The sequence below is a fragment of the Parvibaculum sp. genome (genome assembly GCF_002684405.1).
Classification (GTDB): domain Bacteria; phylum Pseudomonadota; class Alphaproteobacteria; order Parvibaculales; family Parvibaculaceae; genus Parvibaculum.
Genome location: NZ_NYVD01000087.1, coordinates 1 through 9,208, shown reverse-complemented (window position 1 = coordinate 9,208; position 9,208 = coordinate 1). Strand labels below are relative to the sequence as shown.

Below are 9,208 nucleotides of genomic sequence, written 5' to 3'. Positions count from 1 at the left end.
GGGTTCGTCCGTCGCGGCGCTGCCGGACGGAAAAAGCTGCGCAGGGGCCGTCCGGCCCGCGCCGCCATCGCCATCTGCGCCGGCATCGCCGCCATCGCCAAGTCCTGTCCTGTCCGCCTCGGTCGGTGCCGCCGTTCCGCCGGAAGCGCCGAAGCCCGGCGGCACGATGCTGCGCGGCCCCGAATAGGCATCGGCGGCGGCCAGCGCCTGCGATGCGCCGAAAACGGCCAGGCACACGAAAGCGCCTCCCAGCGCGGCGGCGCGGCAGGTCTCCGATCGGCGTGACGCCTCTGGCTGCTTATCGCGGCATGTTGCCATCGGGGATGACCTTTTCCACGGTCTGGACCTGCGGATGAACTGCCTGTCCGAGATAGACGATCCCGGCTCCAATAGCCGCGACCACGACAATGATTCCGATCAGCGGAAAGGCGGTGCGGCTCATTATGGCTAACCTCGTCTGATATGTCCGGCGCTGCCCGCCTTTTGCCTGCGGCGGTCCACCGGTTTTTCGCTTGTTTGTTTTTCGACCGGTCTCTCCAGGATACGTGCCTAGAGGTCCCTTGCGGCAAAATTTAGGCGTGACGCATGACCCTTGAATGCCTATCTACCCTCGGCGGGCCTGCATCCATGGTATCAATCGGCTAATATCGGTTCGTTAAGGCCCGATCCGGCACGTTAATGAGCCGGACCGGCGGCGCCGCGAAAGCAATTCAGGGTTAATGGCAGGGAAATGGCCGAGAGCGACAGTCAGGTAAGATCACGCGACGGGGCCGCCCAAAACGGCGACGCCCCGCTGCCGCTTGACCGCCGCGCCATTGTCCTTGTGGGCCTGATGGGCGCGGGCAAGACCACGGTGGGCCGCCGCCTTGCCAACCGCCTCGGGCTCGATTTCGTGGATGCCGACGCGGAAATCGAAAAGGCGGCAGGCGAATCCATTCCGGAGATTTTCAAGCTCCGGGGCGAACAGGTCTTTCGCGAAGGCGAAAGGCGCGTCATCGCCCGCCTGCTGGACGATGGCCCCCAGGTGCTGGCCACGGGCGGCGGGGCCTTCATGGATCCCGAAACCCGTGCCGAAATCATGGACAAGGGCATTTCCGTCTGGCTCAAGGCCGATATCGATGTGCTGATGAAACGAGTCTCGAAACGGGGCAACCGCCCGCTCCTCAAGACCGGGGACCCGCGCGCCACCATGGAAAAACTGATGGGCGAGCGCTACCCCGTCTATGCGGGCGCGGACATCACGGTGGAAAGCCGCGAAGGTCCTCACGAAGCCGTGGTCGATGCCATCGTCGCGGCGCTGGACGAGTATCGCGAGACCAAGACATGACCGGCGAAGTGAGAGAAATGAGAACCGTAAGGGTCGAACTCGGCGAGCGCGGCTACGACATTCATGTCGGGCCGGGGCTCATTGCGCAGGCGGGCAAATATCTTGAACCGCTGCTGCGCCGCGCGCGCGTCGCCATCGTCACCGACGAGACCGTGGCCAGGCACCATCTGCCCGCCCTCACCGCCTCGCTGGACGAACACGGCATCGCGCATGACGAAATCGTGCTGCCCGCGGGCGAAAGCACCAAATCCTTTGCCCAGCTCGAAAAGCTGACCGAATGGCTGCTCGAAACGGGCGTCGAGCGCGGCGATCTGGTAATCGCGCTCGGCGGCGGCGTGATCGGCGACCTTACGGGCTTTGCCGCCTCCATCGTCCGGCGCGGCGTCGACTTCGCCCAGATCCCGACCACGCTCCTGTCGCAGGTGGACAGCTCCGTCGGCGGCAAGACGGGCATCAATACCAAACAGGGCAAGAACCTCGCCGGCGCCTTCCATCAGCCGCGCCTCGTTCTCGCCGATACCGACGCCCTGAAAACGCTCCCCATGCGCGACTTTCTCGCCGGCTATGCGGAGGTCGTGAAATACGGGCTTATCGACGACCGCGACTTCTTCGACTGGCTCGAAACCAATCTCGACGCCATCAAGGCGGGCGACGATGCCGCGCGCAGCTATGCCATCGTCAAAAGCTGCGAGGCCAAGGCCGCCATCGTCGCGGCGGATGAGCGCGAGAGCAATGTCCGCGCCCTGCTCAATCTGGGCCATACATTCGGCCATGCGCTGGAAGCAGCGACGGGTTTCTCCAACAAGCTCGTTCATGGCGAAGGCGTCGCCGTCGGCATGGCGCTCGCCTTTGACTATTCGGCGCGGCTGGGCCTTTGCCCCTCGCAGGACGCGGTGCGGGTTCACCGTCATCTCGAGCGCGCAGGGCTGCCCTGTTCGCTCGCAGACATACCCGGCCCGCTCCCCGATGCCGAGGGTCTCATCGCCCTGATGGGACAGGACAAGAAGGTCGTCGACGGTAAGCTGACCTTCATTCTCGTGCGCGGCATCGGCGAGGCCTTCATCACACGCGACGCAGACCGGGGCACCCTGAAAGCGTTGCTGGGAGAGCGAGAGGCCGCCTGATGATCTTGTCTTTCGGGCTGGGGATGATGATTTTCTCCATCTTCGTGCTGATTGTCTTCTCCGCCTTCTTTTCCGGCTCCGAAACCGCGCTGACCGCCGCCTCGCGCGCGCGCATGCACCATCTCGGCGAGGAAAAGGTCAAACGCGCCAAGATCGTGCTGTCGCTGACGGAAGACCGCGAGCGCCTGCTCGGTGCGTTGTTGCTGGGCAACAACCTCGTGAACATCCTCGCCTCCGCGCTGGCGACGAGCGTCTTTCTCGCGATTTTCGGCGATGCGGGCGTGGTCTATGCGACGCTGGTGATGACGGCGATCGTGCTGATCTTCGCCGAAGTGCTGCCCAAGACCTACGCCATCACCAATACTGACAGGTTCGCGCTGGCCGTGGCCCCCATCGTGCGGGTCGTGACCGCGCTTTTCGCGCCGGTGACCGGCGCGGTACAGTTCATCGTGCGCCAGACGCTGCGTCTCATGGGCGTCGATGTCAGCGGCACCGACCACGTGCTCTCGCCGCATGAGGAAATTCGCGGCGCCATCAACCTCCACCACCGCGAAGGCGGTGTGGTGAAGGGCGACCGCGACATGCTGGGCGGCATTCTGGATCTGCGCGATCTGGAGGTGAGCGACATCATGGTTCACCGCAAGAACATGACCATGATCGACGCATCGACCCCCAACACCGAAATCATCTCCCATGTGCTGGCGAGCCCGCATACGCGCATTCCGCTCTGGCGCGACGAACCGGAAAACATCGTCGGCGTGCTGCATGCGAAAGACTTGCTGCGCGCACTGGCCGGCGCGGGCTGGAACCCCGATGCGGTGCAAATCCTCGACATCGCCGCCGAGCCCTGGTTCGTGCCCGACAGCACCGCACTTCAGGACCAGCTCAACGCCTTCCTGCGCCGAAAGGCGCATTTCGCCCTCGTGGTCGACGAATATGGCGCGCTGATGGGCCTGATCACGCTGGAAGACATTCTGGAGGAAATCGTCGGCGAAATTTCCGACGAGCACGATATCGAGGTCTCCGGCCTGCGCATTCAGGCCGACGGCTCCATCCTCGCCTCCGGCAGCGTCCCCATCCGCGACATCAACCGCGCCCTGGACTGGCACCTGCCGGACGAGGAAGCCACCACGATCGCGGGGCTGGTCATCCATGAAGCCCAGACCATTCCCGAAGTCGGTCAGGCCTTCACCTTTTACGGCTTCCGCTTCGAAGTCCTGCGGCGCCAGCGCAACCAGATCACCCAGCTTCGCGTAACGCCGGTTGCCGTCTAGGCCGCGCCTTAAAGCGCGTCGTCCTTTTCGGCTTCCGCAGGCGTCAGCGTCTTCAGGGCAAGCGCATGGATGGGATTGCCCATATCGGCGGCGAGAAGCGATGTCACCATGCGGTGCCGCTGCACACGCGACACGCCATTGAACGCTTCCGAGACGATGGTCACATGAAAATGGCTTTCGCCGCCGGGCCGGTGCCCGGCATGTCCCTCATGCCGATGGGACTGGTCCTCGATCACGAGAGTCGAAGGGGTCAACCCCTCTTCAAGCTTGCGGCGAATGGTTTCGGCAACCGACATATCAGGACCTCTTGAAATCTCCGCCCTTCTATCATTGCTGGTTATACCCGTCATTTGGCAATGATTGGAGGGCATTGCGCGCGATCCTTCCTTGTTTAGGCGGGATCGCCAACCCATAATTCCCCAAAGGGACGAACCCGGATTCCCCAAGACGGATACAACGTGAAGTTGAACTCGAAATATTTCGATTCCATTCGGATCGCACCGCGCAAACAGCGCGGCATGGAACAGCCTGCCGCAAAAGCGCGGGCGGCGCGCCAGCAGCAACAGCAGCGCCGCCGCTGCGAATGGGCCGGATGCAATCGGCCGGGCAGCCACAGAGCGCCCCGGCTGACCGCTCGCGACCTGAAACCGGGCGAGGAAGCCACGGCCGAGGACCAGTATGCCTGGTTTTGCGAGGATCACATTCGCGAGTTCAATGCCTCCTACGACTATTTCAAGGGCATGAACGACGCTGAAATTGCCCGTTTCCAGCGCGATGCGGCCACAGGCCACCGGCCGACATGGGGGCTGGGCGTCAATGCCGCGGCCACCGGCTTCGGCACTCGCGTCAATCCCCGCTACTACAAGGCGGAGAACTATACCGACCCGCATGAGCTGTTCGCCTGGGAAAAGATCCGGCAGGCCTCGCAGGACGACAGCCGTCCCCGGCGTAAACCGCGCACGCTGGAACGCAAGGCGCTGGACACGCTGGGCCTGGACGAGACCGCATCCTTGAACGACATCAAGTCAAGGTATAAGGAACTGGTGAAGAGGCATCATCCGGACGCCAATGGCGGCGACCGGTCGGCCGAAGAGCGCTTGCGAAGCGTTATTCAGGCCTACGACTATCTCCGAAAGAGCGGTTTCTGCTAGTCTGCAGCAGATAATGAGCGGCGGAGGCTGGTCGAAAGCCGGCCACGGCGCATTTGTGCGGCCTGTCCAAAACGCTGGAGCGTTTCGCGATGAGGCCGGAACCGGGTTGATTGGATCATAGACGGCGAAAAGCCGCGATTGAGAAATTTGAGGCAGGGAAGCAGGTTAGTATGAGCGTCGAACAGGAAAATGGCATCTCTGAAATGCTGCCGGACAAGAAGCTCGATGTCCGTGAAGTCTTCAAGATCGATGTCGACATGCAGGTTCCGGCCTTTTCCGAGCCGAACGAATATGTGCCGGATTTCGACCCGGATTATCTGTTCGATCACGACACCACGCTGGCGATCCTCGCAGGCTTTGCCTTCAACCGCCGCGTGATCGTTCAGGGCTATCACGGCACCGGCAAGTCCACCCATGTCGAACAGGTGGCCGCCCGCCTCAACTGGCCCTGTGTCCGCATCAATCTGGACAGCCATATCAGCCGTATCGACCTTGTCGGCAAGGACGCCATCGTCCTGAAGGAAGGCAAGCAGATCACCGAATTCCGCGAAGGCATCCTGCCCTGGGCCTGCCAGCATCCCGTCGCGCTCGTTTTCGACGAATATGATGCCGGCCGTCCGGACGTGATGTTCGTGATCCAGCGCGTGCTGGAGGCCGCGGGCAAGCTGACGCTGCTCGACCAGAACCGCGTCATCCGCCAGCACCCGGCTTTCCGTCTCTTCGCAACGGCGAATACCGTCGGCCTTGGCGACACGTCGGGCCTCTATCACGGCACGCAGCAGATCAACCAGGCCCAGATGGACCGCTGGAACATCGTCACCACGCTCAACTATCTGGAGCATGATGCCGAAACCGATATCGTGCTGGCCAAGGTGAAAAGCTACAACACCGAGGAAGGCCGCAAGACGGTCTCCGCCATGGTGCGCGTGGCCGATCTCACCCGCTCCGCCTTCATCAATGGCGATATCTCCACCGTGATGAGCCCGCGTACCGTCCTCACCTGGGCGGAAAATGCCGAGATCTTCGGCGGCGATGTCGGTTTCGCCTTCCGGGTGACCTTCCTCAACAAGTGCGATGAGCTGGAACGCGCCACCGTGGCCGAGTTCTACCAGCGCTGCTTCGGTGAGGACCTTCCGGAATCGGCGGCCAATGTGAAGGTCGCCTGAGCTTCCATTTACTGACACTGCGTCGTTAGGCATCGCACGAGCTATGGCCAAGGAAGGACCGACAGAACCGTTCAAGCGCGCGCTGACTACCGCCATGAAAACCATGTCGGAAGAGCCCGAGCTGAACGTGACCTATGGCACGGAGAGCACAGACCTGCGGGGCCTGCGTGCGCGCCTGCCCATGCCGAGCCGGCATCTTCCGCCCGAAGAAGTGGCCCGTGTGCGCGGCGTGTCGGATTCCTACGCCCTGCGCCTTGCCCATCACGACGACAAGACGGCCATCAAGCTGCAGCCCAAGGGCGGCGAAGCGCTTCAGATTTTCGACGCGCTCGAGCAGGCGCGCTGCGAAGCCATCGGCGCGACGCAGATGGAAGGCACGGCGCATAATCTCGCCGCGGCGCTTCAGCAGAAATTTCACGAGCGCGGCTACGAAAAGATCACCTCGCGCGATGAGGCCCCGCTTTCCGAAGCGCTGGCCATGATCGTGCGCGAAAAGCTGACCGGCGAAGCGCCGCCGCCCGCCGCCGAAAAGCTGGTGGCGCAATGGCGCGAGCTGGTGGAAGACAAGGCCGGCGGCTCTCTCGACAACCTCCACGATCTGCTGGACGACCAGACCGGCTTTGCCCGCGCGACGCGCGATCTTCTGCGCGACCTCGATATGGGCGAGGACCTCGGCGAAGGCAGCGGTGAGGATTCCGGCGAAAACGACGATCAGGAAGGCCAGAGCGAGGAAGGCTCCGACGACAGCCAGTCCGGCGAAGCCGAGCAGCCCGAGGGCGCCTCCGCCGATCAGGTCGAATATTCCGAAGGCGAAGGCGAGGAAGGCGACGAGCAGACCGTCGAAGTCGATGCCGACGACATGCCGATGGAAGGCGAAGCCGAGGACGACCAGAGCGAGGGGCAGCAGCCCTGGCGCCCGAATAATTTCGGCGAAGACAAAAACCAGGCCGCCTACAAGATTTTCACTCAGGCTTATGACGAGACGATCGAGGCCGAAGAGCTTTGCGACATCGAAGAGCTGACGCGGCTGCGCCAGTATCTCGACCAGCAATTGCAGCAGATGCAGGGCGTCGTCTCGCGCCTGGCCAACAAGCTGCAACGCCGCCTTCAGGCGCAGCAGAACCGCTCATGGGAGTTCGACCTCGAGGAAGGCATGCTGGACACGGCACGCCTCACCCGCGTCGTCACCGACCCGATGCAGCCGCTCTCCTTCAAGATCGAACGCGACACCGATTTCCGCGACACGGTGGTGACGCTGCTGCTGGATAATTCCGGCTCCATGCGCGGCCGTCCCATTACGGTCGCGGCCATGTGCGCCGACATTCTCGCGCGCACGCTCGAACGCTGCGGCGTGAAGGTGGAAATCCTCGGCTTCACGACCCGCGCCTGGAAGGGCGGTCAGTCGCGCGAGCGCTGGCTTGCGGAAGGCAAGCCCGCCCAGCCCGGCCGCCTCAACGATATCCGCCACATCGTCTACAAATCCGCCGACAGCCCGTGGCGCCGCGCGCGCCGCAATCTCGGCCTGATGATGCGCGAAGGCCTGCTGAAGGAAAACATCGACGGCGAGGCGCTGATCTGGGCGCATAACCGCCTGCTCGGCCGCCCCGAGCAGCGCCGCATCCTGATGGTGATTTCCGACGGTGCGCCGGTGGACGACAGCACGCTGTCGGTGAATGCAGGCAACTATCTGGAAAAGCATCTGCGCAGCGTGATCGAGCAGATCGAAACCATGTCGCCGGTGGAACTCATCGCCATCGGCATCGGCCATGACGTGACGCGCTATTATCGCCGCGCGGTCACCATCGTGGATGCCGAACAGCTTGGTGGTGCGCTCACCGAAAAACTCGCGGAACTTTTCGAGGACGAGTCCACCCTGCGCGCCGGTCAGTTGAAGGCGCGTGGCCAGTCCCCGAAAAAAGCCCGGGGACGGGCAAGCGGCAAGGCTTTCAAACCCGTTCGCTGATCCGGTAGGCGCAGCGCCTGCCGCCCTCGAACAGATATTCCATACGCTCGATTTCAACCGAAGGTCCCAGTACCGCGCGGAAGATGTCGAATTCCGACCGGCAGAAATTCTGGCAGGTCCGCGCCGCCGCGCAGATCGGGCAATGATCCTCGATCAGCACATATGTCCCGGGCTCATCCAGCGCTTCCACCCGCGCCATATATCCTTCGCGCGTCCGCTGCTCGGCCAGCACCTCCAGCTTGTCGCGGAGCGAGCCGGCATCCTTCGTCGCATCGCCATAGCTTTTCTGCATCTGGCGCTCGCGCTCGGCGATGAGCCGCTCCAGCCCTTCCTCGCCGAAGACGCGGCGCACATCGCCGATCATCTGCGCCACCAGTTCGTCATGCGTATCGGGGAAGCGGTCATGGCCCTTCTGCGTCAGCGCCCAGAATTTCTTCGGCCGGCCGACGCCTTCCACCCGGTCGAAGGTTTCGACCAGCTCGTCCGTCGCGAGATTTTCCAGATGGCGACGCGCGCCCATGCCCGTCATGCCGAGTTCCTCTCCCAGCATGTCGGCGGTCAGCGGCCCGTCTCGTTTGAGCAGGTGAAGAATGCGGTCGGCAGCGGGGCTCATGGTCGGTGCGGTCCCTGAATGCGGTATCGGCGGAAAACGAGCTTTATTTTATAAACTAATTAGTTTATTTATCAAATCCCGATTTCAAGAGTGCCGCCAATGACCGCCTCTCCCCTGGACCCGCCTTCCTCCATGCCCCCCAGCCATCTGCGGAGCCTCGTCGCCGCTATCGCCTCTATGGGCTTCGTCAATCTCACCATGGGGATCACCTTCCCGCTCACCGCCATCATCCTTGCCCGGCAGGGCGTCTCGCCGGCCATGATCGGCCTCAATACCGCCGCCCAGGCCCTGCCCGTCTTTTTCGTTACCCCGCTCGTGCCACGGGCCATTGCCCGGCTCGGCCCGGCGAACCTGATGATCGTCGCTATCCTGACGGTGGCGCTCGCTCTTCTGCTGATGGCGCTCTACCCCAACCTCTATGCCTGGTTCCCCTTGCGCTTCCTGCTCGGTGTGGGCGGCACGATCCTCTGGGGCTCCAGCGAGGCTTGGATCAACGCGCTCGCGCCGAACGAAAGACGCGGACGCATCGTCGGCATCTATGGCGCCGCCGCCGCCGCGGGCTTTGCCCTAGGGCCGGCGACACTTGCCGT

11 protein-coding genes are annotated in these 9,208 nt (G+C 63.2%); 7 read left to right on the top strand and 4 right to left on the bottom strand.

The window, feature by feature from the left end; genetic code table 11:
- Together CMI59_RS07790 and CMI59_RS07785 are read right to left on the bottom strand one after the other, a co-directional pair.
- On the bottom strand, window positions 1-237 hold a 237-nt coding region (locus CMI59_RS07790), incomplete at its 3' end, for a hypothetical protein (RefSeq protein ID WP_293326928.1).
- 61 nt (window positions 238-298) lie between these two features.
- On the bottom strand, window positions 299-442 hold the full coding sequence (locus tag CMI59_RS07785; protein ID WP_293326926.1) for a hypothetical protein: 144 nt from the start codon (window positions 440-442) through the stop codon (window positions 299-301).
- A 288-nt stretch (window positions 443-730) separates the two neighbouring features.
- On the opposite strand from CMI59_RS07785, the gene CMI59_RS07780 reads away from it, so the two are divergent.
- Genes CMI59_RS07780 through CMI59_RS07770 form a run of 3 tightly spaced genes read left to right on the top strand, consistent with a single transcriptional unit; the run spans window position 731 to window position 3,725 of the window.
- Window positions 731-1,327, top strand: coding sequence for a shikimate kinase (locus CMI59_RS07780; protein WP_293326924.1), 597 nt, complete (start codon window positions 731-733; stop codon window positions 1,325-1,327).
- The gene (gene aroB, locus CMI59_RS07775) at window positions 1,324-2,451 is read left to right on the top strand and encodes a 3-dehydroquinate synthase (RefSeq protein ID WP_293326922.1); all 1,128 of its coding nucleotides are present in this window, start codon (window positions 1,324-1,326) and stop codon (window positions 2,449-2,451) included. The genes CMI59_RS07780 and aroB overlap by 4 nt, the downstream gene beginning before the upstream one ends.
- Window positions 2,451-3,725, top strand: a complete 1,275-nt coding sequence (locus CMI59_RS07770; RefSeq protein WP_293326920.1) for an HlyC/CorC family transporter — start codon at window positions 2,451-2,453, stop codon at window positions 3,723-3,725. The genes aroB and CMI59_RS07770 overlap by 1 nt, the downstream gene beginning before the upstream one ends.
- Before the next feature lie 8 nt (window positions 3,726-3,733).
- Here CMI59_RS07770 and CMI59_RS07765 read toward each other — a convergent pair whose 3' ends face one another.
- A complete protein-coding gene (locus CMI59_RS07765) occupies window positions 3,734-4,021 on the bottom strand; it encodes a BolA family protein (RefSeq protein WP_293326918.1) in 288 nt (95 codons plus the stop codon).
- Window positions 4,022-4,183: 162 nt separating this feature from the next.
- Here CMI59_RS07765 and CMI59_RS07760 point away from each other — a divergent pair, with 162 nt between their 5' ends.
- From CMI59_RS07760 to cobT, 3 genes are all read left to right on the top strand, one after another.
- Window positions 4,184-4,876 carry a J domain-containing protein gene (locus CMI59_RS07760; protein ID WP_293326916.1) on the top strand — a complete coding sequence of 231 codons (693 nt, stop codon included), beginning with the start codon at window positions 4,184-4,186 and terminating at the stop codon, window positions 4,874-4,876.
- Between the two features lie 170 nt (window positions 4,877-5,046).
- Window positions 5,047-6,042 carry a cobaltochelatase subunit CobS gene (cobS, locus tag CMI59_RS07755; protein WP_293326914.1) on the top strand — a complete coding sequence of 332 codons (996 nt, stop codon included), beginning with the start codon at window positions 5,047-5,049 and terminating at the stop codon, window positions 6,040-6,042.
- A 43-nt stretch (window positions 6,043-6,085) separates the two neighbouring features.
- Entirely contained in the window at window positions 6,086-8,005 is a 1,920-nt protein-coding gene (gene cobT / locus CMI59_RS07750) for a cobaltochelatase subunit CobT (RefSeq protein ID WP_293326912.1), read from the top strand.
- Here cobT and CMI59_RS07745 read toward each other — a convergent pair.
- A complete protein-coding gene (locus CMI59_RS07745) occupies window positions 7,989-8,618 on the bottom strand; it encodes a metalloregulator ArsR/SmtB family transcription factor (RefSeq protein ID WP_293326910.1) in 630 nt (209 codons plus the stop codon). The two genes, cobT and CMI59_RS07745, sit on opposite strands and share 17 nt — an antisense overlap.
- Before the next feature lie 99 nt (window positions 8,619-8,717).
- On the opposite strand from CMI59_RS07745, the gene CMI59_RS07740 reads away from it, so the two are divergent.
- The coding region (locus tag CMI59_RS07740) for an MFS transporter (protein WP_293326908.1) at window positions 8,718-9,208 on the top strand (491 nt) is incomplete at its 3' end.